25 protein-coding genes are annotated in these 23810 nt (G+C 62.1%); 23 read left to right on the top strand and 2 right to left on the bottom strand.

Annotated features, from left to right (window positions below; genetic code table 11):
* Nucleotides 1-100: 100 nt before the first annotated feature.
* The 8 genes from KVY02_RS17515 (at nucleotide 101) to KVY02_RS17480 (ending at nucleotide 8699) form a co-directional block, all read left to right on the top strand.
* Nucleotides 101-2545, top strand: coding sequence for a GGDEF and EAL domain-containing protein (locus tag KVY02_RS17515; RefSeq protein WP_218314038.1), 2445 nt, complete (start codon nucleotides 101-103; stop codon nucleotides 2543-2545).
* 119 nt (nucleotides 2546-2664) lie between these two features.
* Nucleotides 2665-4068: an argininosuccinate lyase gene (argH, locus tag KVY02_RS17510; protein ID WP_100731582.1), complete on the top strand. Its 1404-nt coding sequence runs from the start codon at nucleotides 2665-2667 to the stop codon at nucleotides 4066-4068.
* Nucleotides 4068-4193 (top strand): LPS translocon maturation chaperone LptM, encoded by a 126-nt coding sequence (locus KVY02_RS17505; protein WP_081194929.1) that lies wholly within the window; start codon nucleotides 4068-4070, stop codon nucleotides 4191-4193. Before argH ends, KVY02_RS17505 begins: the two co-directional genes overlap by 1 nt.
* Nucleotides 4193-5464 (top strand): diaminopimelate decarboxylase, encoded by a 1272-nt coding sequence (gene lysA, locus KVY02_RS17500; protein WP_081138593.1) that lies wholly within the window; start codon nucleotides 4193-4195, stop codon nucleotides 5462-5464. Before KVY02_RS17505 ends, lysA begins: the two co-directional genes overlap by 1 nt.
* A complete protein-coding gene (dapF, locus tag KVY02_RS17495) occupies nucleotides 5464-6297 on the top strand; it encodes a diaminopimelate epimerase (RefSeq protein WP_016915460.1) in 834 nt (277 codons plus the stop codon). Before lysA ends, dapF begins: the two co-directional genes overlap by 1 nt.
* Nucleotides 6298-6313: 16 nt before the next feature.
* A complete protein-coding gene (locus tag KVY02_RS17490) occupies nucleotides 6314-7042 on the top strand; it encodes a DUF484 family protein (RefSeq protein ID WP_016915459.1) in 729 nt (242 codons plus the stop codon).
* On the top strand, nucleotides 7032-7946 hold the full coding sequence (locus KVY02_RS17485) for a tyrosine recombinase XerC (protein WP_218314037.1): 915 nt from the start codon (nucleotides 7032-7034) through the stop codon (nucleotides 7944-7946). Before KVY02_RS17490 ends, KVY02_RS17485 begins: the two co-directional genes overlap by 11 nt.
* A 15-nt stretch (nucleotides 7947-7961) precedes the next feature.
* Nucleotides 7962-8699 (top strand): HAD family hydrolase, encoded by a 738-nt coding sequence (locus KVY02_RS17480; RefSeq protein WP_016915457.1) that lies wholly within the window; start codon nucleotides 7962-7964, stop codon nucleotides 8697-8699.
* A 19-nt stretch (nucleotides 8700-8718) separates the two neighbouring features.
* On the opposite strand, the gene yihA is transcribed toward KVY02_RS17480, so the two are convergent.
* Nucleotides 8719-9366, bottom strand: a complete 648-nt coding sequence (gene yihA / locus KVY02_RS17475; protein ID WP_016915456.1) for a ribosome biogenesis GTP-binding protein YihA/YsxC — start codon at nucleotides 9364-9366, stop codon at nucleotides 8719-8721.
* A 305-nt stretch (nucleotides 9367-9671) separates the two neighbouring features.
* Between yihA and KVY02_RS17470 the strand changes: the two genes are divergently transcribed.
* The 9 genes from KVY02_RS17470 (at nucleotide 9672) to dtd (ending at nucleotide 16603) form a co-directional block, all read left to right on the top strand.
* Nucleotides 9672-10301, top strand: coding sequence for a c-type cytochrome (locus KVY02_RS17470; RefSeq protein ID WP_081194921.1), 630 nt, complete (start codon nucleotides 9672-9674; stop codon nucleotides 10299-10301).
* A gap of 115 nt (nucleotides 10302-10416) precedes the next feature.
* Entirely contained in the window at nucleotides 10417-11049 is a 633-nt protein-coding gene (locus KVY02_RS17465; protein WP_144981438.1) for a thiol:disulfide interchange protein DsbA/DsbL, read from the top strand.
* Between the two features lie 2 nt (nucleotides 11050-11051).
* Nucleotides 11052-11915: an endonuclease/exonuclease/phosphatase family protein gene (locus tag KVY02_RS17460; protein ID WP_218314036.1), complete on the top strand. Its 864-nt coding sequence runs from the start codon at nucleotides 11052-11054 to the stop codon at nucleotides 11913-11915.
* Between the two features lie 115 nt (nucleotides 11916-12030).
* Nucleotides 12031-12579, top strand: coding sequence for a TRAP transporter small permease subunit (locus KVY02_RS17455; RefSeq protein WP_218314035.1), 549 nt, complete (start codon nucleotides 12031-12033; stop codon nucleotides 12577-12579).
* Nucleotides 12579-13994 (top strand): TRAP transporter large permease subunit, encoded by a 1416-nt coding sequence (locus tag KVY02_RS17450; protein WP_256357536.1) that lies wholly within the window; start codon nucleotides 12579-12581, stop codon nucleotides 13992-13994. Before KVY02_RS17455 ends, KVY02_RS17450 begins: the two co-directional genes overlap by 1 nt.
* 15 nt (nucleotides 13995-14009) lie before the next feature.
* Nucleotides 14010-14825 carry a bifunctional hydroxymethylpyrimidine kinase/phosphomethylpyrimidine kinase gene (gene thiD, locus KVY02_RS17445; protein WP_218314034.1) on the top strand — a complete coding sequence of 272 codons (816 nt, stop codon included), beginning with the start codon at nucleotides 14010-14012 and terminating at the stop codon, nucleotides 14823-14825.
* A gap of 131 nt (nucleotides 14826-14956) precedes the next feature.
* Nucleotides 14957-15802, top strand: a complete 846-nt coding sequence (locus KVY02_RS17440) for a universal stress protein (protein WP_218314033.1) — start codon at nucleotides 14957-14959, stop codon at nucleotides 15800-15802.
* 154 nt (nucleotides 15803-15956) lie between these two features.
* Nucleotides 15957-16118 carry a hypothetical protein gene (locus KVY02_RS17435; RefSeq protein ID WP_016915449.1) on the top strand — a complete coding sequence of 54 codons (162 nt, stop codon included), beginning with the start codon at nucleotides 15957-15959 and terminating at the stop codon, nucleotides 16116-16118.
* A gap of 47 nt (nucleotides 16119-16165) precedes the next feature.
* Complete coding sequence (gene dtd / locus KVY02_RS17430) at nucleotides 16166-16603, top strand: D-aminoacyl-tRNA deacylase (RefSeq protein WP_081194909.1); 438 nt, start codon at nucleotides 16166-16168, stop codon at nucleotides 16601-16603.
* A gap of 10 nt (nucleotides 16604-16613) precedes the next feature.
* Here dtd and KVY02_RS17425 read toward each other — a convergent pair whose 3' ends face one another.
* Nucleotides 16614-18560, bottom strand: a complete 1947-nt coding sequence (locus tag KVY02_RS17425) for an ABC-F family ATP-binding cassette domain-containing protein (RefSeq protein WP_081194907.1) — start codon at nucleotides 18558-18560, stop codon at nucleotides 16614-16616.
* 29 nt (nucleotides 18561-18589) lie between these two features.
* Between KVY02_RS17425 and KVY02_RS17420 the strand changes: the two genes are divergently transcribed.
* The 6 genes from KVY02_RS17420 to KVY02_RS17395 all read left to right on the top strand — a co-directional run bounded on the left by KVY02_RS17420 (nucleotide 18590) and on the right by KVY02_RS17395 (nucleotide 23808).
* Nucleotides 18590-19171 (top strand): TIGR02444 family protein, encoded by a 582-nt coding sequence (locus tag KVY02_RS17420; protein WP_249273260.1) that lies wholly within the window; start codon nucleotides 18590-18592, stop codon nucleotides 19169-19171.
* A gap of 201 nt (nucleotides 19172-19372) precedes the next feature.
* Nucleotides 19373-20419: a TRAP transporter substrate-binding protein gene (gene dctP / locus KVY02_RS17415; protein WP_081138609.1), complete on the top strand. Its 1047-nt coding sequence runs from the start codon at nucleotides 19373-19375 to the stop codon at nucleotides 20417-20419.
* 219 nt (nucleotides 20420-20638) lie between these two features.
* Entirely contained in the window at nucleotides 20639-21226 is a 588-nt protein-coding gene (locus tag KVY02_RS17410; RefSeq protein ID WP_218314032.1) for a TRAP transporter small permease, read from the top strand.
* 17 nt (nucleotides 21227-21243) lie between these two features.
* Nucleotides 21244-22527 carry a TRAP transporter large permease gene (locus tag KVY02_RS17405; RefSeq protein WP_218314031.1) on the top strand — a complete coding sequence of 428 codons (1284 nt, stop codon included), beginning with the start codon at nucleotides 21244-21246 and terminating at the stop codon, nucleotides 22525-22527.
* A 15-nt stretch (nucleotides 22528-22542) separates the two neighbouring features.
* Nucleotides 22543-22986, top strand: coding sequence for a universal stress protein (locus KVY02_RS17400; RefSeq protein ID WP_016915442.1), 444 nt, complete (start codon nucleotides 22543-22545; stop codon nucleotides 22984-22986).
* A gap of 141 nt (nucleotides 22987-23127) precedes the next feature.
* Complete coding sequence (locus KVY02_RS17395) at nucleotides 23128-23808, top strand: FKBP-type peptidyl-prolyl cis-trans isomerase N-terminal domain-containing protein (RefSeq protein ID WP_016915441.1); 681 nt, start codon at nucleotides 23128-23130, stop codon at nucleotides 23806-23808.
* The last annotated feature ends 2 nt before the right edge of the window (nucleotides 23809-23810 follow it).

Below are 23810 nucleotides of genomic sequence, written 5' to 3'. Positions count from 1 at the left end.
ACTGTGATAATTCTCATCATAAAGCACCCGGCCACATAGTAAAAATAACCGGTACATTCAAGACTCGCACGAGATGCGCCCAACCCTGCCTGGAATGCCCATGTCCGTTGATGAACCGCAAGGCAAGTTAGACCAGTTCTTCCTGCTTTCCCAAGACTTGTTCTGCTGCATCGACTTTGCGGGCAAGCTGCTCAGCGTCAACCCACGCTTCGAGACCTTGCTGGGTTATGAGGCATCGGCGCTACTGGGCAAGCCCTGCAGCGTCGTGGTGGAACCCCGCGACCATCCGGCCATCGAGGAGGCCCTGGCGCGGCTGTGTCGTGGCGACAAGCTCGACGCCTTTTCGGTGTGTGCACTGACCGCCGATGGGCGCCGGGTGTGGATCGAAGTCACCGCCTCTACCGGCGATCAGGTGATCTACGTCATTGCTCGGGATATTACCCAGCGCAAGGCGGTAGAGAAGCAGCTAAGACGTAATCAACGGTTGTTCAGGATTGCCGGTGAAACCGCTCATATCGGTGGCTGGTATGTCGATACGGTCAATAATGTGCCGGTGTGGTCCGATGAGCTGTGCCATATCCACGGCATGCCCGCCGGGTTTCAACCTTCCACGGACGAGGCGTTTGCATTCTACGCGCCGACATCCCGTGAGCGGCTCAAGCGCGATTTTCAGGCCTGTGCGGCGGAGGGTGTCAGCTTCGACGGCGAGTATGAAGTCATCACCCGCCAAGGGCAGCGGCGCTGGGTGCGTGCCATTGGCCGAGCCGTGCGCGATGAGCAGGGGCAGATCATTCAGGTTCAGGGCTCTAGCCAGGACATTACCCAGCGCAAGGCTACCGAACGCCAGTTGACCCTGCTGGAGCGCAGCGTGGAGTCCAGCACCAACGGTGTGGTGATCGTCGATGCGCAGCAGCCGGACCTGCCGATGGTCTACGTGAATAGCGCTTTCGAACGTATCACCGGGTACTCTCGTGACGCGGCGCTGGGGCGTAACTGTCGCTTCCTGCAGGGCGAAGAGACGGATTCGGCAACGCTGGCACTGTTACGCAAGGGCATCCAGGAGCAGCGGGACGTGCACGTGGTGATCCGCAACTATCGCCGCAATGGCGCGTCGTTCTGGAACGATCTGTACATTTCCCCCGTGCGTGACGATGACGGCGTGGTGACCCATTTCATCGGCGCTCAAAACGACATTACCGCCCAGCGCGAGTATCAGGCCCAGCTGAGTCATAACGCCAACCATGATGCGTTGACAGGGCTGCCCAACCGGCTGCTGCTGGATCAGCGGCTGGCCCAGGGGTGCCTGCTGGCCAAGCGTTATCACCGTTATTTGGCCGTACTGTTTATCGACCTCGATGATTTCAAGCCCATCAACGACACTCTGGGTCACGAAGTGGGCGACTTCATGCTGTTGGAAGTGGCCAAGCGGCTGGAGGGAGAGCTGCGGCCCTGGGATACCGTGGCGCGCTTTGGCGGCGACGAATTCAACGTGCTGTTGCCGGACCTCGCCCATGAGCACGATGTGTTGCAGGTGGTCGAGCGGCTTCTTGCCCGGGTGTCGGCACCTTATTGGTATCGCGGCAGCGAGCTGCGCATGACCGCCAGCATTGGCATTGCCACCGACGACGGCACCATCAAGGAGCCGCGCCAGCTCATTCAGCAAGCCGACCTCGCCATGTACAAGGCGAAGCGGCGGGGGCGCAACACCTTCCAGTGGTACACCGACGAACTGAACCGCAAGGTGACCGAGCGCGTCAATCTGCGTCATGCACTGCAGCAAGCCATCGAGCAGCGCCAGTTCGAGCTCCACTACCAGCCGCAAATCGATCACCGTGGGCGAGTGGCTGGGGTCGAGGCGTTGATTCGCTGGCATCACCCGGTGCGGGGCAATATCCCGCCTACCCAGTTCATCAGCCTGGCCGAGGATACCGGGCAGATCATCCCGATCAGCGAGTGGGTGCTGGCCACTGCGTGCCGTGATGCGCTTGAGCTAAACGCACTGAGCGACACTCCCATTACCGTGGCCATCAACGTCTCGCCGATGCAGTTTCAGCGCCCGGGGTTTCTCAATTCGCTAGAGCAGGTGCTGGCCGACAGTGGCTTGCCGCCGGGGTTGCTGGAGGTGGAACTGACCGAAGGGGTGTTGATGGATAGCGCCGAAACCACCATCCAGGCATTGAGCGCCATTCGGCGGCTGGGCGTACACATTGCGCTGGATGACTTTGGTACCGGGTTCTCCAGCCTCAGTTACCTCAAGCGCTTGCCGATCAACAAGCTGAAGGTGGATCACTCCTTCATACGTGATGTGGCCAACGATACCCGCGACGCCGCTATCGTCGAGGGGGTGGTGACCATGGCCGACAAGCTCGGCCTTGAAGTGCTGGTCGAGGGGGTGGAAACGGCCGAACAGTTTGCCTACCTCCGCCAGCTCCAGTGCGACCATTTTCAGGGCTACTACTTCGCCCGCCCGATGAGCCTGGTGGCGCTGAAAGACTTCTTGCGTACGCCGCTTGGCTTCCTGGGCGCCCTTGCTGAACGGCCGTGAAGGTGAGGGCTGCCGAGCACACTGAGCAGAGTGATAAAACGGCATGCCGCTCGGCGGGGTGACTCTGGTACACTTTCCGGTAACGACTCCTTTAGTTTTGTCAGCAGGATATATCACCGATGAGCCAAGCTACGAATCAGTCCTGGGGCGGCCGCTTCAGCGAGCCTACCGATGCCTTTGTCGCACGCTTCACTGCGTCTGTGAATTTCGACCAGCGCTTGGCGCGCCAGGATATCCAGGGCTCGATTGCCCACGCTACCATGCTGGCGCGGGTGGGCGTGCTCACCGAGGACGAGCGTGACGCCATCATCAATGGCCTGACCGAGATTCAGGGCGAGATCGAGCGCGGCGAGTTCCAGTGGTCGGTGCCGTTGGAAGACGTGCACATGAACATCGAAGCGCGGCTGACCGACAAGATCGGCATCACTGGTAAGAAACTGCACACCGGCCGTTCGCGCAACGACCAGGTGGCCACCGATATTCGCCTGTTCATGCGTGATGAAATCGATGTGATCGAGGCCGAACTGACAAGGCTGCGCGATGGCATGATCACGCTGGCCGAGCGGGAAGCCGATACCATCATGCCTGGCTTTACCCACCTGCAGACGGCACAGCCGGTCACTTTCGGCCACCACCTGCTGGCCTGGCAGGAAATGCTGGCCCGCGATCACGAGCGCCTGCTGGATTGCCGCAAGCGGGTCAACGTGATGCCGTTGGGTTCGGCAGCGCTGGCGGGCACCACCTACCCCATCGACCGCCACGTGACCGCCGAGCTGCTGGGCTTCGAGCGCCCATCGGAAAACTCGCTGGATGCCGTGTCGGATCGCGACTTTGCCATCGAATTCACCAGCTTCGCCAGTATCCTGCTGATGCACCTCTCGCGCATGAGCGAAGAGCTGGTGCTGTGGACCAGCGCGCAGTTCAATTTCATCGACCTGCCTGACCGCTTCTGCACCGGCTCCTCGATCATGCCGCAGAAGAAAAACCCCGACGTGCCCGAGCTGGTGCGTGGCAAGACAGGCCGCGTGTATGGCCACCTGATGGCGCTGTTGACGCTGATGAAGTCCCAGCCGCTGGCCTACAACAAGGATAACCAGGAAGACAAGGAGCCGCTGTTCGATGCCGTCGATACCGTGCGCGACTGCCTGAAAGCCTTTGCCGACATGGTGCCCGCCATCGAGCCGAAGAAAGACAGCATGTACGAGGCGGCGCGGCGTGGATTCTCGACCGCCACCGACCTGGCCGACTATCTGGTACGCAAGGGCGTGGCTTTCCGTGATGCTCATGAAATTGTCGGCCTCTCCGTGGCCTACGGCCTGAAGAGCAAGAAAGACCTCTCGGAAATGACGCTGGAAGAGCTGCAGCAGTTCTCCGCGATCATCGAGCAGGACGTTTTCGAGGTGCTGACACTGGAGGGCTCGGTGGCGGCGCGTAATCACATTGGTGGCACGGCGCCGGACCAGGTGCGTGCAGCCGCCAACCGTGCCCGTGACGCGCTGAAAGCGCTCCAGGGTGCCTCATGATGCGCGCGGCCACTGCCTTCGGCGCGCTGCTGCTGGTGGCTCTGCTGCTGGCGGGCTGCGGCCAGAAAGGGCCGCTCTACTTGCCTGACGACACATCCGATTCGGCCGCCGAGCAGGAGGGGTAATGGATCACTTTAACTATCGCGATGGCGTGCTCTATGCCGAAGACGTCCCGCTGACGACGCTGGCCGCCGAGCTGGGCACGCCCTGTTACGTCTACTCCAAAGCCACCCTGGAGCGCCACTTCCGAGCCTACACCGAAGCGCTGGGCGGCCATCCGCACCTGATCTGCTATGCGGTGAAAGCCAATTCCAACCTGGCGGTACTGGGCCTGCTGGCACGTCTGGGGGCCGGGTTCGATATCGTCTCCGTGGGTGAGCTGGAGCGGGTGCTCAAGGCGGGAGGCGACCCTGCCAGGGTGGTGTTCTCCGGCGTGGCCAAGCAGCCCCATGAGATGGCTCGGGCCCTTGAAGTCGGGATCAAGTGCTTCAACGTCGAGTCGCGCCCGGAGCTGGAGCGCCTGAACGCCGTGGCGGGTGAGCTGGGGAAAATCGCCCCGGTCTCGCTGCGCGTCAATCCGGATGTCGATGCGGGTACCCACCCGTACATCTCTACCGGCTTGAAGGACAACAAGTTCGGCATTCCCGTCGATGATGCGCTGGACGTGTATCAACTGGCTGCCAGCCTGCCCCATTTGCGTGTGACCGGTCTGGATTGCCACATCGGCTCACAGCTGACCGAAACCGCCCCGTTCCTGGATGCCCTGGAGCGCCTGCTGCTGCTGATGGAGCGCCTGCGCGAGCAGGGTATCGAGATCGACCAACTGGACCTGGGAGGTGGTCTGGGCGTGCCTTACCGCGACGAGAAGCCGCCCCAGCCCTTCGACTACGCCAGCCAGCTGCTGGCGCGCCTCTCCCGCTGGGAAGGCGGCGAGACCCTGACGCTGCTGTTCGAGCCGGGCCGCTCCATTGCGGCCAACGCGGGCCTGATGCTCACCCGGGTGGAGTTCCTGAAGCCTGGTGAAACCAAGAACTTTGCCATCGTCGATGCGGCCATGAACGACCTGATTCGCCCGGCGCTGTATCAGGCGTGGCAGGCCATCGTGCCGGTGGATACCCGCACGCCCCGTGAGCCGGCCACCTACGACGTGGTCGGCCCGGTGTGTGAAACCGGCGACTTCCTGGGCAAGGAGCGGGAACTGGCGATTGCCGAAGGCGACCTGCTGGCGGTGCGCTCTGCGGGCGCTTACGGTTTCGTGATGGCCTCGAACTACAACAGCCGCCCACGCCCGCCGGAAGTGATGGTGGACGGTGACCGCTACCACGTGGTGCGTGCGCGGGAAAGTCTGGAGAGCCTGTGGGCGGGCGAAGCGCTGCTGCCGGAAGGGGCGCGCTGATGCTGCTGCACTTCACCAAGATGCACGGGCTGGGCAACGACTTCATGGTGATCGATCTGGTCACCCAGCGTGCCCGCCTGCGCGACGAGCAGATCCGCCAGTTGGCGGATCGGCGCTTTGGTATCGGTTTTGATCAACTGCTGATCGTCGAACCCCCGCGCGACCCGGACATGGACTTTCGTTATCGTATCTACAACGCCGACGGTAGCGAGGTGGAAAACTGCGGTAACGGAGCGCGCTGCTTTGCCCGCTTCGTGCGTGACCAGCGCCTGACCCACAAGCACGAAATTCACGTGGAGACCGCTGGCGGCCCGCTGGTACTCAACGTCCAGCACGATGGCATGGTGCGGGTGGACATGGGCGCGCCGCGCTTCAATCCGGCCACGCTGCCCTTCGAAGCCACCGGCGACCAGCCTCTCCACGAAGTGGAGGTAGACGGTGAAACGCTCTCCCTTGGAGTGGTTTCCATGGGCAACCCCCATGCCGTGCTCCAGGTGGAGGATGTCGAGCGTGCGCCCGTCGAACGGCTGGGTCCGCTGCTGGAGTCGCATCCCCGCTTTCCCAAGCGCGTCAACGTAGGCTTCATGCAGGTCGTGTCGCCCAACGAGATTCGTCTGCGGGTCTTCGAGCGCGGCAGCGGTGAAACGCTGGCCTGCGGTACCGGGGCCTGCGCGGCGGTGGCCAGTGGCATTCGTCAGGGGCTGCTGAAAAGCCCGGTCAAAGTCTCCCTGCCGGGTGGCCAGCTGAGCATCGAGTGGCCGGGCCCAGAAGCCTCGCTGGTCATGGTGGGGCCCGCTACCCGAGTGTTCGACGGTCGGGTATCACTCAACTGATTCGAGGAGAACGGCGATGTCTCAAGCCCCTGAGCCGCGTAAAACGCTGGACCCGGACCAGGTCGCGTTCTGGCTGGCCCGCCATCCCGATTTTTTCATCGGTCGTGAGGGGCTGCTGCAACAGCTGAAAGTCCCGCACCCGCATATCGAGGGAGCGGTGTCGCTGCTCGAACGCTTGGTCATCGACCTGCGCCAGCGGGCCGAAACGGCGGAGGGCCGCCTGGAGCACCTGCTGGAAACCGCCCGCCATAACGAGGCCCAGTACCGCCGCCTGCGCGAAACGCTGCTCAGCCTGGTGGAAGCAGAAGACCGAGATGCCCTGGCGCAAGCGCTGGCGACCCAATTGAGCGAGCGTTTCCAGACGCCCGCCATGGCGCTGTGGTGCCCGGCCTCCTTGAGTGACGCAGAGCCCGCGCCGCCGCAAGCGCCCCGGCATGTGCTGGACCAGCACGCCGGTGCCCGCCTGGCGGCGTTGCTGGATGGTCGCACCAGCCGCTGCGCCAAGCTCAGCGTCAGCGACTGGAAGTGTCTGCTGCCCCATGCCAAGCCCCCGCGCAAGGCGGGCTCTTGTGCGATTACGCGGCTTTCCGCAGGCGAATCCCTGGGCTATCTGCTGCTCGCCAGCCCCGACCCCGAGTGCTACCGCGCCAGCATGGATACGCTGTTTACCGAGTATCTGGGGGATATCGTTGCTCGGCTGTTGCTGCGCTTGGGGCCGCTGGGTTCGGTACCCCATGGAGAGTGACTCTCCGCTGGCGCAGGCGATAGAGGGCTATCTGGCCCATCTGGCCAGCCATGCCAGCCCGGCGACGGTGGCTGCGTATCGGCAGGATCTGAACGCGTTCTGCCAGTTTGCCCGGCAGCGCGGTGTCACTCAGCCCCATGGCTGGGACACGGCGCTGGCGCGGGCCTTCCTGGGGGCCGAGCGCAGCCGTGGCCTGGCGCCCCGCAGCCTGGCGCGTCGCCGGGCGGCGCTCTCCCGGTTTGCCGATGCGCTGGTGGAGCGCCAGCTGCGGGCGGACAACCCCGTGGCGCTGCTGCGCACTCCCAAGCAGCCCAGCCACTTGCCCCGGCCGCTGGATGTCGATGCGTTGGCTCGCTTTCTGGATACGCCCCATGATGGCACGCCGCTGGCGCTGCGGGATCAGGCCATGCTGGAGCTGTTTTACTCCAGCGGGCTGCGTCTGGCCGAGCTGGCTGCGCTGGATGTCGCTCACTTGGCGGGCCACCACGTGCGGGTCATGGGTAAGGGCAGCAAGCCCCGCCAGGTGCCGGTGGGAGCCCGGGCTCGGCAGGCGCTGGAAGCCTGGTTGGGCTGCCGTGACGGGTTGGCTGCCAGTGAAGAGCAGGCACTGTTCGTCGGCCTGCGCGGGCGACGTCTAGGGCATCGCGGCATCCAAAAGCGACTGGCCCAGCTGTCGGTACTGCGTGGCCTGCCAGAGCATCTTCACCCCCACCGTCTGCGCCACTCGTTTGCCAGCCATCTGCTGGAGTCCAGTCAGGACCTGCGGGCCGTACAGGAGCTGCTGGGGCATGCCAATCTATCGACTACCCAAGTCTACACGCGGCTGGACTGGCAGCACTTGGCCGAGAGCTACGATGCTGCCCACCCACGCGCCAAACGGCGTTCCCGCGAGAGTGAAAGTTGAGGCGAGAATCGAAACATGGTCACGTTAGATGCCATCACCTTTGATCTGGACGACACCCTGTGGGACAACCACGGCGTCATGCTCACCACCGAAGAGGGCCACTACCGCTGGTTATTGACGGCGCTGGCGGCCTGGCGAGCGGCCCGCCAGGAACCGCCGCTGGCACTGGACTACGATACAGGCGTGGCAGACTACCTGCAGCGCCGTCAGCAGTGGGCCAGCCAAGTGCCCGAGCGTCGCGGCGACTTTACCTGGCTGCGGCTACGGGCGCTGGAAGCGCAGCTGGAGGCCAGCGGGCTACCGCGCAGCGCGGCGCTGCTGTGGGCCGCCGCCGCGATGAACGAGTTTCACCGTCTACGGGTGCAGGTCACGCCTCACCCGGAGGCGGATGGCTTGCTGGCCGCGCTGGCCCAGCGCTATCGGCTGGCTGCCATCACCAACGGCAACATTCATCTCAAGCGCCAGCCGCTGGCCGCCCACTTTCCCATAGCGATTGCGGCCGGTGAGTTGCTCGCCCCCAAGCCGGACCCCAAGCCGTTTTTGACCGCGCTCGAACGGCTCGCGACCGTGCCTGCCCGGGCCATGCATGTGGGCGATTCGTGGCAAGAGGATGTGCTGCCCGCGCAGCAGTTAGGCATGCACGCGGCCTGGGTGGCCGAACGTGGCGATCAGGCGCTGCCCACCCGAGTGCATCGCATTGCCCACGTGAAGGAGTTGCCAACGCTGATTGCATGGCTGGAGCAGCGCCGCTGAAGACGCACCTGACGCACGCTCAGTGTTCGGTTTCTTCGGGCGTGTGCAGCCAGCGGTCCAGGGTCTGGGAAAGCGTGTCCACGCCCTGACGCTTGAGGGAGGAGAAGAGCTGTACCGAGACCAGGTCTTCCCACTCTTTCAGGCGTGAACGAACCTTCTGCAGCGCCGCGCTGGCAGGCCCTTTCTTCAGCTTGTCGGCCTTGGTCAGCAGAATATGTACCGGCATGCCCCGCTGGTCGGCGAACTCCAGCATCATCTGGTCGAATTCGGTGAGCGGGTGACGCACGTCCATGAGCAGGACCAGGCCACGCAGGCTGAAGCGGCCGCGCAGGTACTCGGAGAGGTGCTGCTGCCACTCGATCTTGACCGCTTCCGGCACTTTGGCATAGCCATAGCCGGGCAGGTCGACCAGGCGGCGACTTTCATCGTTCATCACGCTGAAAAAGTTGATCAGCTGGGTGCGCCCAGGGGTGCGCGAGGTGCGTGCCAGCGCGTTCTGCTGGGTCAGCGCGTTGATGGCACTAGACTTGCCCGCATTGGAGCGCCCGGCAAATGCCACTTCGGCGCCGGTGTCGTCCGGGCACAGGGCCAGCGTGGGGGCGCTGATCAAGAATCGCGCAGTAGGGTAGTTCAGTCGTGGGACTGGGCTATCATGAAGGGTAGACATGATGGTGTTCCTGAAAACAGACATGAAAGAGGGCTCATCGAGCCATCCTGCAGGGATCGCCAAGGTACCGCGACGAATTACCCCAAAAGCAGACATGGACTTGCATTCCCGCCGCTTGGGTGATTCGTTATAATGCATGAGGTTTATAACTGCGACCTGGGGCGCTAGTGTACCATCGCGTTCTAGCCAGCAGCGACCAACAACCTGTTGTTCGTTTCGGCGGAGCTGACCCTGGTAGTGTGCAGAGCCTGGGCAGCGCCCAGGGTGCGTACCAGTCAATAATCAAACGGCATAGTGGAATAGCAATGAGAAAGTTACTGGCAAGCCTGGCAATTACCATGGGTGCCGTTGGCACCGCTCACGCCCAAACGGACTATGAAGCCGATGCAGATGCGGCCGCAGGCCGCGAAATGGCACAAACCTGCGCCGCCTGTCATGGCCAAGCGGGTATCAGCCCTTCGGGCGCTTTCCCCAACCTGGCTGGGCAGCAGATGTCCTATCTGGCCAAGCAGATCATGGACATTCGTGACGGCGACCGCCTGGTGCCCACCATGGCAGGTCAAGTAGACGACTTCTCCGACCAGGACGCCTGGGACGTGGCGGCCTTCTTCGCCGGTCAGGACGCCAACCTGGGTCAAACCAGCGATGAAGATGCCGAGCTGCTCGCCCGCGGTGAAGAGCTGTATCGCGCAGGCGACATGAGCAAGGGCATTCCTGCCTGCAGCGCATGCCATACGCCCACCGGTGTCGGGATCGGCAGTGCCGTCTATCCGGCGCTGTCGGGTCAGCACGTGGAGTACACCATCTCTACTCTGCAGGACTTCGCATCAGGCGAGCGTACCAACAGCCCCAACAACCTGATGGGCGATATCGCTTCCAAGATGAGCGATCGTGACATGGAAGCGGTTGCGAACTACGTATTGGGCCTGAACTAAGCGCTCGATGCCGTGCCCCATCCTGCGCTGAACCGGCAGGGTGGGGAACCTGCCTGTGCAAGCGGTGGTCTTAGCCTTGCCCTTGTTGGCTCGCTTATTCTGGAGAGTTCTCGCTATGTTGAAAACGTTGATGGTCGCCCTGGCTGGTCTAGGTCTTTCCGCTGCGGTCAGTGCCCAGGAGTTGGTGGAAGGCCAGCACTACACGCTGCTGGCGTCTCCGGTCGCCACGCAGGTGGAAGAAGGCCAAATTGAAGTGACTGAAGCGTTCTGGTTTGGCTGCCCGCACTGCTACCGGTTGCAAGAGCATGTCAGCGACTGGTACGCCACGCTGGAAGACGACGTCAGTGTGATCCACATGCCGGCCACCATGGGCGGTGACTGGAATACCCATGCCACGGCCTTCTACGCCGCTCAGTCGCTGGGTATCGAAGAAGAACTGCATGGCGACTTCTTCGATGCCATCCATCAGGATGGCCGCTCTCTGACCGACCCTGATGACATTGCCGAGTTCTTCGCCAACTACGGCGTCAGTGAAGAAGAAGCCAAGCAGGCGCTGAGCGCTTTCAGCGTCCGTAGCGATGTCAACAAGGCCAACAGCCGCATGCGTGAAATGCGCCTGATGGGCGTTCCTGCCATCGTGGTGGATGGCCGTTATGTGGTATCGCCGCAAACCGCAGGCAGCCTCGAGAACATGCCGCGCATTGCCGATGCCCTGGTGGAAAAAGTGCGTAACGAGCGCGCTCAATAACCGTGCTCGAACACGGCACTACCGGTGAGCCTGCGGGCTCGCCACAGGCGCCCGCCGCTCCCTCGCTGGAGCGGGGGCACCTGCGCCTGCTGACGTTCAATCTGCAGGTGGGTATCCAGACCTCTGCCTATCACCATTACCTCACCCGCAGCTGGCAACATTTCTTGCCGCATCCCCAGCGCTTGAAGCGCCTGGCGATGATGGGCAGCGTGCTCGAGCAGTTCGATGTGGTGGGTCTCCAGGAGGTGGATGGCGGCAGCTTTCGCTCCAGCCGTGTCAACCAGGTGGAGTTTCTCGCCGCCCAGGCAAAATTCCCGCACTATTTTCAGCAGCTGAACCGCAACCTGGGGCAGTTCGCTCAGCACAGCAACGGGCTGCTGTCGCGGCTGGTGCCGAGCCGTATCGAAGAGCACCGGCTGCCCGGGATGCTGCCAGGGCGAGGCGCGATTCATGCCCGCTATGGCGATGGCCCCGATGCCCTGCACATCTTCGTGGCCCACCTGGCCTTGAGCCACCGTGGCCGGGTACGCCAGCTGGACTACCTCAGCGACATCATTCAGCCGCTGCGCCATGTGGTCGTGATGGGGGACCTCAACTGTACGCCGGATCAACTGCATGCCCACGAGCGTTTCAGCACGTCGTTGCCGCTACATCCGGTGAAGCCGCTGCTCAGCTACCCCTCTTGGCAGCCGCGTAGGGCGCTGGATCATATTCTGCTGTCCCAAACGCTGGAAGCCGCAGAAGTGCGCGTGCTGGATCATCTGTTTTCCGATCACTTGCCCATCGCGGTCGACCTGCCCTTGCCCGCAGCCTGCGTCAGTGCGCTGGCAGAGGCCGAGCACGCGCAAACCCATGGGCGCCCATAGCCAGACGTACGGCCCAGACGGATGGATAAGCGTTTAATCCCGTGAATAGGGATGACGTCAGGCCCAGAATCAGCGATGATTCTGGGCCGTTTTTATTCATGCTGGGACATCTGCTATGCCGACGAGTGCTCAAGAGCCACGTTTATTGCGTTGGCTGGACTGCGTAACCGAGGGGATTGGCCGAGCCATTGCTTGGCTGGTGATCATCATGATGCTGGTCCAGTTTGCCATTGTCATTATGCGCTACTGGCTGGGCATCAACAGCATCGTCATGCAAGAGTCGGTGATGTACATGCATGCCGCAGTGTTCATGCTGGGCGCCGCCTGGACCCTCAAGCGCGATGGCCATGTCCGCGTCGATATTTTCTATCGCCGCCTGTCCGACCGTGGGCGGGCCTGGATCGATCTGATGGGCACGCTGCTGCTGCTGATTCCGGTGTCGATCTTCATCGCCGTCAGCAGTTTTCATTACGTACGTAGCAGCTGGGCCATCATGGAACGCTCTCCGGACGGCGGTATTCCCGGCGTCTACCTGCTGAAGACGCTCATGCTGGTGATGGTGGCGCTGCTGCTACTGCAGGCGGTGGCACAGCTGATTCGCCAGACCTTGATATTGCGCGGCAAACTGCCTACCACGCCCCCTGCTCACGAGGAGATCATCTAGTGCTGGCGACCTTATTAGACATGATGCCGCTGGTACTCTTTGCTGCGGTTTGTATCGTCCTGATGCTGGGGTATCCGGTGGCGCTTTCGCTGGCGGGCACCGCATTGGCCTTTGCCGGGATCGGGCTGCTGCTGCAGTCCATGGGCGTGGACGTGCCCTTCGAAGCGCGCATGATGAATGCCATGCCCAACCGGCTTTACGGCATCATGACCAATGCCACGCTGCTGGCGGTGCCGCTGTTCGTGCTCATGGGCGTGCTGCTGGAGAAGTCGCGGGTAGCGGAAACGCTGCTGGACGCCATGGCCATGGCCTTCGGCGCGCTGCGCGGCGGCCTGGGTATCGCGGTGGTCATCGTCGGCATGCTGCTGGCGGCTTCTACGGGGATCGTCGGTGCCACGGTCGTCACCATGGGGCTTCTGTCGCTGCCCACGATGTTGAAGCGCGGCTACTCGCCCGCGCTGGCCACGGGCACGATCTGTGCCACGGGTACGCTGGGGCAGATCATTCCTCCTTCGATAGCGCTGGTGCTGCTGGGCGATGTGCTCTCCAACGCCTACCAGCAGGCGCAGCTCTCCATGGGCGTGTGGAGCCCGAAAACCCTCTCCATTGGTGACCTGTTCATTGGTGCACTGGTGCCTGGCCTGCTGCTGGTGGGGGTGTACATCATTTACCTGCTGGTGGTGGCGTGGTGGAAACCGGACGCGGCACCGGCGGCGGACCGTGAGGCTCTAAAGGCCGAGCTGGGGCACACCGGCAGCATCTGGCCGCTGCTGCTGAAAGGCTTGCTGCCTCCGGTACTGCTGATCGTGGCGGTGCTTGGCTCGATTCTGGGGGGCTTTGCAACGCCTACCGAAGCGTCGGCGGTGGGCGCGTTTGGCGCGCTGGTACTGGCGGCGACCAATCGCCAGCTGAGCATCAAGATGCTCAAGGAGACACTCCACTCCACGGCGCAGGTCACCAGCATGGTGTTCCTGATTCTGATTGGCGCTGCGCTGTTTTCGTTGGTGTTTCGCGCTTACGGCGGTGAAGAGCTGGTCACCGAGCTATTCGAAGCCATGCCGGGCGGGGTCGTTGGAGCCACGCTGGTGGTCATGCTGGTGATCTTTCTGCTGGGCTTCATTCTCGACTTCATCGAAATCACCTTCGTGGTGGTGCCCATCGTCGGGCCCGTTCTGCTGGCCATGGGCGTAGACCCCATCTGGCTGGGTATCATGATCGCGGTCAACCTGCAAACCTCGTTTTTGACCCCGCCGTTCGGTTTTGCGCTGTTCTACCTGCGTGGCGTGACCCCGGCCAGCGTGCCGACCTCGGCCATTTACAAGGGCGTGATCCCGTTCATCATTATGCAGTTGGGCATGTTGTTGGCGCTGGCGCTGTTTCCGGGCATCGCCACCTGGTTGCCCTCTGTCCTGTAGCGAGCGATTGGCGACATGATTGCAAACGTACTGACCATCGCTGGCTCCGACCCCTCGGGCGGGGCGGGCATCCAAGCGGATCTGAAGACTTTCTCTGCGCTGGGCACCTACGGCACCAGCGTGATCACGGCGCTGACGGCACAAAATACCTGCGGTGTCGCCGGGGTGCATGGCGTCCCGGTGGCGGCCATTCGCCAGCAGTTGGAGCACCTGTTGGCCGATGTGCACATCGATGCCGTAAAAATTGGCATGGTGGCCAGCCGCGACGTGGCACAGACCATTGCCGACGTGCTGCAGCAGCGTCGCCCGCGCTGGATCGTGCTGGACCCGGTGATGGTCGCGAAGAGCGGTGACGTCCTGGTGGACGATGCTGGCATCCGCGCCGTGCGCGATATTCTGGTGCCGCTGGCGGATGTGATCACTCCCAATCTTCCCGAAGCCGCCGTGCTGCTGGACCGCTCGCGGCCCGCATCGCTGGAAGACATGGAGGCGCTGCTGCCAGCGCTGGTCGCCTTGGGCGTGCCTTACGTGGTGCTCAAGGGGGGGCATCTACGGGGCGAAACCTGTCCGGATTTGCTGGCGTCACCTCAGGGCCAGCGCTGGCTGGCCGCCGAGCGGATTGCTACCGACAACCTGCACGGCACCGGCTGTGCGCTGTCATCGGCGATCACGGCGTGCCTGGCGAGGCTGCCCGCTCAGGCAAGCAGCGAAGCTCCCATCGAGGCGATCACCACCGCCAAACAGTGGTTGCACGAGGCCCTGGCCGCCAGCGAACGGCTCAACGTGGGCCAGGGGCGAGGGCCGGTTCACCACTTCCACGCCTGGTGGTAACGGCGCTGGGGGGCAGCTTGATCTGGGGCATGCGCGGATAAAGTCGGCTTGCGAGATGCGCAAACGGGCACCATGCTGAAGGGTGCCCGTTTCATCCAACCGACTGCGCTATTCGGCCAAGGAGCATGCCCATGTCTCGCTCGCTGCTGTTTGCCTCCGATCTTTCCCGGGAAAATCGCGCCGCGTTCGCACGCGCGCTGCGCCTTGCCCAGGAGCAAGGTGCTTCCCTGAACACGCTGCACGTGCTCGACCCTTATCTGCCGCATCGCACCCTGCATGACCTGGAGCAGGCCATCAGTGATGATATCAGCGCCACGCTGACGGATTTAAGTGAAGACTACGCTCTGGCGCTGCCTCCGCTGATGATCCAGACCGTGGTGGGCGAGCCCCATGCGGAAATCGTCCGAGAGGCCCACGAGCGTCACGCATCGCTGATCGTGTTGGGTATGCATCGCAAGCGCGGCCAGAAGGAGCTGCTGCAGGGCACCACCATGATGCGCGTGCTGCGCAGCGCGCCGTGCCCGGTGGTCATCGCGTTCACCCCGCCTACGCAGGCCTGGCAGCATATCGTGGTGCCCGTCGATTTTTCCCTGACCGCACGCCAGACGCTCAAGGAAGCCCTGATACGCTTCCCGGAGGCGCAGATCACCCTGCTGCATGCCTGGAGCCTGCCGGGCGAGCGTGAATTGGGCAATCAAGCCTTCTACGCCCAATGGCGGGACCATGAGGTCAGTCGGCTGCGCACGGCGCTGGATAACGAAGTCGATAGCCTGATGGGCGAGCTGCAGGGTGTGCCTGATACCCAGCTGATTCTGGAGCCGGGCAGCCCATGCGATGTGCTCGGTGACTATATCAAGCGCCATTCGCCTGACCTGGTGATGCTGGGAAGCCGCAGCCGACCCCAGCAGCCCAACCCGCTCACCGAGATGCTGCTGAGCGAGCCGCACTGCGATGTGATGATCTGCCGCCCCTGGTAGCGCCGCCAGTCCTTTGGTTGTACGGAACCTTTACGCATAACATGGGCATGTATAGCGTAGGGGTTTCTGTTCCGTCTGCCTTGGGAGGAAAACACCGCGCGGCGACTCAAGCAATCCACTCCGTTCACCACAGCGCGGCTAGCAGTTCGACCGTGTGGTCGAAGACCAGGGCCAACGCTACATCCTGCTAGGCAGTGGCGTGTTCCGCTACATGATCTGGACGGCCTGCGCGGGGGCCTACTATCAGCTGGAAGGCGAAAACGAGCCGCAACCGCTGGGCGAAGGTTTTCGGGATGCCCTGTTAGGGCGCCGCTGAACTGCGCTAGACTCTTGCCTTTCAGCCATTCCAAGGGTAGCCGTAACGTGAAGGCTTTGATTCAACGGGTAACCACCGCCAGCGTGACGGTGGAGGGGCAGGCCATTGGCGCTATCGATCACGGGCTCGTGGCGCTGATCGGCGTCGAAAGAGGCGACAGCGAGGCTAATGCCGACAAGCTGTTGCACAAGTTGCTGAATTACCGCGTGTTCAGTGACGAGACGGGCAAGATGAACCATAACCTGCAGCAGGCCCAGGGGGGCTTGCTGCTGGTCTCCCAGTTCACGCTGGCCGCCGATACCCGCAAGGGGCTGCGGCCGGGTTTTTCCAGCGCCGCACCGCCGGAGGAGGGCGAGCGGCTATTCGATTACCTGGTGGCGCGCGCGCAGCAAGCGGGCCCACCGGTGGCCACTGGGCAGTTTGGCGCCGACATGCAGGTGGCGCTGGTCAACGATGGCCCGGTGACCTTCATGCTGGAAGGGTAGCGGAAAAACCTCAGGCGTTTTCGCTGGCCAGCAGTTCGGCTTCCATGGCTTCCAGCGCCTCTTCGGCGGCTAGCCAGGCCTGCTCGGTGCGCTCCAGCTCGACCTTGGCATCGGCTTGCCGGGCCAGTGCCTGGGTCAGTTCCGCCTTGCGGGCGCTGTTGGTATACAGCGTGGCATCGGCCAGCACGGTTTCGACTTCCTCCAGCGCCGCCTGGGCCTTCTCCATCTGTTTTTCGGCCTGATCACGAACCTTTTTCAAGGGTCGCAGCTTTTCACGCAGCTCGGCGGCGGCCTTGCGAGCGGCCTTGCGGTCGGTAGTGGGTTGCTGCCCTTGGCGCTCGCTCTTTTCACTGCGTGCGTCGCGTCGGCTCTCTTCCAGGCGTGCTTTCAGCCAGGCGCGGTAATCCTCCAGGTCGCCATCGAACGGCTCGACCCGATGGTCGGCCACACGCCAGAACTCATCGACCGTGGCGCGCAGCAGGTGACGGTCGTGGGAGACCAGGATGACGGTGCCCTCGAACGCGGCCAGCGCTTCAGTGAGCGCTTCGCGCATTTCCAGGTCCAGGTGGTTGGTCGGTTCGTCCAGCAGCAGCAGGTTGGGTTTTTGCCAGGCCACCAGGGCCAGCGCCAGGCGCGCCTTCTCGCCCCCCGAGAAGGTTGCCACCTCGCCGAAGGCGTCATCGCCCTTGAAACCGAAGCCGCCCAGGAAGTTGCGGATTTCCTGATCGCTGGCGGTAGGAGAGAGCCGCTGGACGTGGACAAACGGGGTGGTGGTCACGTCCAGCCCTTCCAGCTGATGCTGGGCAAAGTAACCAATCGCCAGATGTTCGCCGGGCACCCGCTTGCCCTCCAGCAGGGCCAGCTCGCCGGTCAGCGATTTGATCAGCGTGGATTTGCCCGCGCCGTTGGGCCCCAGCAAGCCAATGCGGCTACCGGGTAGCAGGGTGATATTGACCTTTTCCAGCTGCGCGACATCGGCCGCTTCGCTGCGATATCCCAGGGTTGCCTGGTCCAGCACCAGCAGGGGGTGAGAGGTTTTGTCGGCGGCGGGCAGCGTGAAGTGGAAGGGCGAGTCCACGTGCGCCATGGCGATATCTTCCATGCGCTCGAGCATCTTCATGCGGCTCTGGGCCTGGCGAGCCTTGGTCGCTTTGGCCTTGAAGCGGGCGATGAAGCGCTCTATTTCCTCACGGCGTGCCTGCTGCTTGGCGGCTTCGGCCTGCTGGAGCGCGAGCTTCTCGGCGCGGGTACGCTCGAAGCGTGAGTAGTTGCCCCGGTAAAGCTCCAGGGTCTGCTGATGCATGTGGACGATGTGGTCACACACGGCATCCAGGAAGTCGCGGTCGTGGGAGATCAGCAGCAGCGTGCCCGGGTAACGTACCAGCCACTGCTCCAGCCACAGCAGTGCATCCAGGTCCAGGTGGTTGGTCGGCTCGTCGAGCAGCAGCAGGTCGGAAGGCATGAACAGGGTGCGGGCCAGGTTGACTCGCATACGCCAGCCACCGGAAAAATCGGAAAGCGGGCGCTGCAGGTCGGCCTGTATGAAGCCCAGCCCCACCAGCAGCTGGGCGGCGCGGGAGGCGGCGCTGTAGCCATCCAGCGTCTCGATCAGGCCGTGCAATTCGGCTTCACGGTGGGCATCCCCCGCCTGCTGGGCGGCCAGCAGGTCGGCTTCGGCCTGGCGCAGGGCATGATCGCCATCCAGCACGTACTCGACGATGGGCCGGTCCAGCGCTTCCACTTCCTGAGCCATGTGTGCGATACGTTGGCCACCGCTCATCTCTACATCGCCCTGGTCCGGGCCCAGCTCGCCCAGCAGCAGCTTGAACAGGCTCGACTTACCCGCCCCGTTGGCCCCGATGATGCCTGCCTTGACCCCGTTGTGCAGGGTCAGGTCGGCGCTTTCCAGGAGCGTTTGCGTACCTCGTTGCAGGGCGACTTGGCGCAGTGCGATCATGCTTTCTCCCGAAACCAGTGGGTAAATTCATGGATTCTAACCGATTGCAGGACTTGCAGCAGGCTTTGCAGCATCGTTCGTTGTGGGATTTTGCGCTGGCCTTTTACGCCCAGCCCGGTGTGGAGCAGGCGTGCTTGACGCTACAGGACGCCGCCGACGTGGATGTCTGCGAGCTGCTGCTGCATGGATGGCTGTATTGCCACGGCCTCCAGGCCAGGCGCGAGGCGCTTGCCGATATCAGCCGTGAGCGAGCGCACTGGCAGCGCCAGTTTACCGAGCCGTTACGTCACCTGCGCCGTGAATTGAAGCCTCAGGCGGCTGAGGATGAGGCCATCGATGCGTTGCGCAAGAGCATCAAAACTGCCGAGCTGCAGGCCGAGCGTGTAAATCTTCAACGTTGGCAGCAGTGGGCGCAGGCTTCCGAGCATGTCTCACAGCGTTTGGAGGAAGTTGATGATAGCATGCAAGATCGTAGCATTTGGCTGCAGAATAGGCTCTTTTTTGCCAAATTTGACAGCGCTTCGTTGAGTGGTTCACGCGTATGCGATGGCATCTCCCCTGCGCTTGAATGTCTGGCAAGTCAGCTTGACCACTGTAAATCACCACGCTAGCCTGAAATTAAGCTGTTTTTGAATAACCTGTGACCACTTGTGTGGCAATCGCCCGCTAACCCACAGCAATGAACCCAGCAGGCATTAATCGATAAGTGAAAGCGTTTCTGCGTGTTAGCGGTTGATCAGGACAGCACTGGACAGACAACACTAACTTCATGCGCACTCGTAGAGCGCGCTACCACTGTCAGGGAACTCTGTATGAAGCCAAACAAGTTTGTTTCGACCCGCTCACTCACCACGAAACTCATCACGTCCGCGAGCGTAGGTGCTCTGCTGCTGGGCCTGAGCGCCGCTGCGCAGGCAGATAACTGGCGTTATGCCCACGAAGAGTATGAAGGCGACGTTCAGGACGTCTTCGCCATGGCGTTCAAGGAGTACGTGGAAGAGAACTCCGACCACACCGTCCAGGTATATCGTTTTGGCGAGCTGGGCGAGTCTGACGACATCATGGAGCAGACCCAAGCGGGTATTCTGCAGTTCGTCAACCAGTCGCCTGGTTTCACGGGCGCACTGATCCCCGAAGCGCAAATCTTCTTCGTGCCTTACCTACTGCCCACCGATGAAGAAACGGTCATCGAATTCTTCAACTCCAGCACCGCGATCCATGAAACCTTCCCGGAGCTCTACGCGGAGCAGGGGCTGGAGCTGCTCAAGATGTACCCAGAAGGTGAGATGGTCGTCACCCTCGACGAACCGTTTACCTCGCCAGACGAGCTGCGTGGCAAGAACATCCGCACCATGACCAACCCGCTGCTGGCGGAAACCTATCGCGCCTTCGGCGCCAGCCCCACGCCGCTGCCCTGGGGTGAGGTATATGGTGGCCTGCAAACCAACATTCTGCAGGGCCAGGAAAACCCCATCTTCTGGATCGAGTCGGGCGGCCTGTATGAAGTTTCCCCCAATCTGGTGTTCACCGGTCATGGCTGGTTCACCACGGCCATGATGGCCAATCAGGACTTCTTCGAAGGTCTCTCGGAAGATGATCAGCAGCTGGTACGTGATGCCACGGAAGCGGCTTACGAGCACACCATGGAGCACATCTCGGGCTTGGCTGAGGAGTCACTGGAGAAAATCCAGGCCGCCTCGGATGACGTGACCGTGACCCGTCTCAATGAAGAGCAGATTCAAGCCTTCCGCGAGCGTGCGCCCCAGGTAGAAGAGCGCTTCGTGGAGATGACGGGCGAGCGCGGTGCGGCACTGCTCGAGCAGTTCAAGGAAGACCTCGAGGCGGTGACCAGCAACTGATTCATGGCAAGGGCTTGGCAGGGCTGACGCCCACAAGGCCCGCAAATGCGTGAAAGCAAAAGGGGTGGCCAAGTGCTGCCCCTTTTTTGTTCACCCCCTGGTGAAGCATCTACCGTGGCGCGGGTGCGGCTAATCAGCGTTGAATGGTGTGCTGTTTCAAGCCGCTACAGTAGCAAGGTAGACCGACAAGTTTAACGGGAACAGAGAGGAACAACTCCAATGGATATGAGCGAAGATGATGTTGCTGAAAAAAAGTATCGCTCTATGCTGCCTGGGCTGCTGGGTACCGTTGATACGTGGATCAGCAAGGTCGAAGCCTTCATCTTGGCCTCGGGTGTCATTCTGATGGCCATCAACACCGTGGCCAACGTCATTGGCCGCTTCGTGTTTGGTGAGAGTCTGCACTTTTCCGAAGAGGTCAACCGTATGTTGATCGTGCTGGTGACCTTTGCCGGGATTGGCTATGCCGCTCGGCATGGTCGGCATATCCGCATGTCGGCGATCTACGATGCGCTGCCCACAGGAGGGCGCCGCGCGCTAATGATTGTCATCAGCTTGTTCACGGCGCTAGTGATGTTCGTGCTGTGCTACTTCTCGATTGGTTATATCGACACCATCATGAACCGAGGCCGTAGCTTGCCCTCCACGGGCATTCCTGCCTGGTGGATGTACGTCTGGGTGCCGGTGGGCTTTGCCGTCACCGGTATTCAGTACGTCATGACGGCGATCACTAACCTGCTTTCGAAGGATGTGTACCTGTCCACGCATGTGGTGGACGGCTACAAGGACACCGAAACCGAAGTCTAGGCAGCGAGGAAACACGCATGACTGCAACGATAATTACCATCATGATCGTGCTGCTGCTGCTCGGCTTCCCGATGATGATTCCCTTGATGACCGCGGCCTTCGTGGGCTTTTTCATGAGCTTCGGCGGCTTGGGGCAGATGGAAACGCTCATCCAGCAGATGATGCGCGGTATCAGCCCCACCGCGCTGATTGCGGTGCCCATGTTCATTCTGGCAGCCGACATCATGACCCGCGGGCAGTCGGCCAACCGATTGATCGACATGGTGATGACCTTCGTGGGCCATATCAAAGGCGGCCTGGCCGTCAGTACGGCGGTCTCCTGTACGCTGTTTGGTGCCGTGTCCGGGTCTACCCAAGCGACCGTGGTGGCCGTCGGCTCCCCGTTGCGTCCACGTATGCTGAAGGCTGGCTATAAAGATCCCTTCACCCTGGCGCTGATCATCAACTCCAGCGACATCGCCTTTTTGATACCGCCCAGTATCGGCATGATCATTTACGGGGTGGTATCACAAACGTCGATTGCCGAGCTGTTCATTGCTGGTATCGGTCCGGGCCTGCTGATTTTGGCCATGTTCTCCACGTATTGCATTATTTACGCCATCGTCAACAAGGTGCCCACCGAGCCCAAGGCCAGCTGGAAAGAGCGAGCCGTGGCCGTGCAAAAGGCGCTTTGGCCACTAGGTTTTCCAGTGCTGATCGTCGGTGGTATTTACGGCGGGGTGTTTAGCCCGACCGAGGCGGCGGCGGCCTGCGTACTGTACGCCTTCCTGCTGGAATTCGTGATTTTCCGCTCGCTGAAGCTGCCGGACATGTTCACCATTGCCAAGTCCACGGGGTTGATCACCGCCGTGGTGTTCATCCTGGTGGCGGCAGGCAACGGCTTCTCGTGGATCATCTCGTTTGCCCAGATCCCGCAGACGATCCTGGGTACCTTCGGGATCAACGAAGCGGGGCCCGTGGGCGTACTGGTGGCTATTTCGATCGCCTTCTTCGTGGCCTGCATGTTCGTCGATCCCATCGTGGTGATTCTGGTGCTGACCCCTATTTTCGCGCCAGCGATTGCGGCTTCGGGGCTGGACCCGGTACTGGTGGGGGTACTGATCACCCTGCAGGTGGCCATTGGCTCGGCGACGCCGCCCTTTGGGTGTGACATCTTTACCGCCATTGCGATTTTCAAGCGGCCTTACCTGGAAGTGATCCGCGGCACGCCGCCGTTCATTTTCATGCTGATTCTCGCGGCGGCCCTGATCATCATGTTTCCGCAGATTGCGCTGTTCCTGCGCGACCTTGCTTTCCGCTAGCCGCCAGGAGCGCTTATGTTCAACCGCATCTTGATTCCTGTCGATGGCTCCAAGGGGGCCATCAAGGCGCTGGAGAAGGCCGTTGGCCTGCACATGCTCACTGGGGCAGAGCTCTACCTGCTGTGCGTGTTCAAGCATCACAGCCTGCTGGAAGCGTCGCTCTCCATGGTGAGACCCAACAAGCTCGACCTGCCGGACGATGCCTTGAAGGAGTACGCCACCGAAATTGCGGTGCACGCCAAGTCGCATGCCATCGAACTGGGTGCCGATAGCCTGCGCGTGCGCGCTTTCGTCAAGGGCGGGCGCCCCTCGCGTACCATCGTGCGCTTTGCGCGCAAGCGTGAGTGCGATTTGATCGTGATCGGCGCCCAGGGCACCAATGGCGAGAAGAACCTGCTGTTGGGCAGTGTGTCCCAGCGCGTGGCTGGGGCGGCACACTGCCCTACACTAGTGGTGTAAACCTCTGCGGCATCCTGCTGTCTGAAGGGGACGCCTGAACAACACCCGCCGCGTCAGGTAATGCAGCCTGACGCGGCGGGTGTTAGTCTTTAGGGATTCGACAACACGTTGGCGCGCTGCGCCGCTGGATAAGGTTTTTCCATGAAAGCACTTGTGACTTCTACTGCCCTGACGGGTTTATTGCTGGTAGCACCGTTCGCCGCCGCGGCCCCCGAGACCGACGAGCAACGCCTGGCTTACAGCCTGGGGGTAACGTTGGGCGAGAGCATGCAGGCCGATATCGAAGACCTGGATCTCGATGCCTTCACCGATGGTATGCGCGACGTGTTCGACGGCAATGAGCTGGCGATGAGCGAAGAAGAGATGATGGAAGCGCTGATGACCTTCCAGGAGAGCTCCATGGAGGCCCGCGAACAGCAGGCCGCTGAAATTGCCCAGCTGAACCTGGAAGAAGGCCAGGCCTTCCTGGCAGAGAACGCCGAGCGTGAGGGTGTCGAAGTCACCGAGTCGGGCCTTCAATATGAAGTGCTGGAGTCTGGCGATGGGGCCACGCCTGGCGCAGAAGACACCGTAGAAGTGAACTACGAAGGCATGCTGCTGGATGGCACCGTGTTCGATAGCTCTTTCGAGCGTGGCCAGTCGGTCAGCTTCCAGGTGAATCAGGTCATCGAAGGCTGGCAGGAAGCGCTGCAACTGATGAGCGTGGGCGACAGCTGGATGCTCTACATCCCTGCCGAGCTGGCTTACGGTGAGGGTGGCCAAGGGCCGATCGGTCCGAATGAGATGCTTACCTTCCGCGTTGAACTGCTGGGCGTCGAGTAACC

Source organism: Halomonas sp. 18071143, from assembly GCF_019211725.1.
GTDB lineage: Bacteria > Pseudomonadota > Gammaproteobacteria > Pseudomonadales > Halomonadaceae > Vreelandella > Vreelandella stevensii.
Note: the sequence above shows the minus strand (reverse complement) of the source record. Positions and strands in the feature narration are given on the sequence as shown.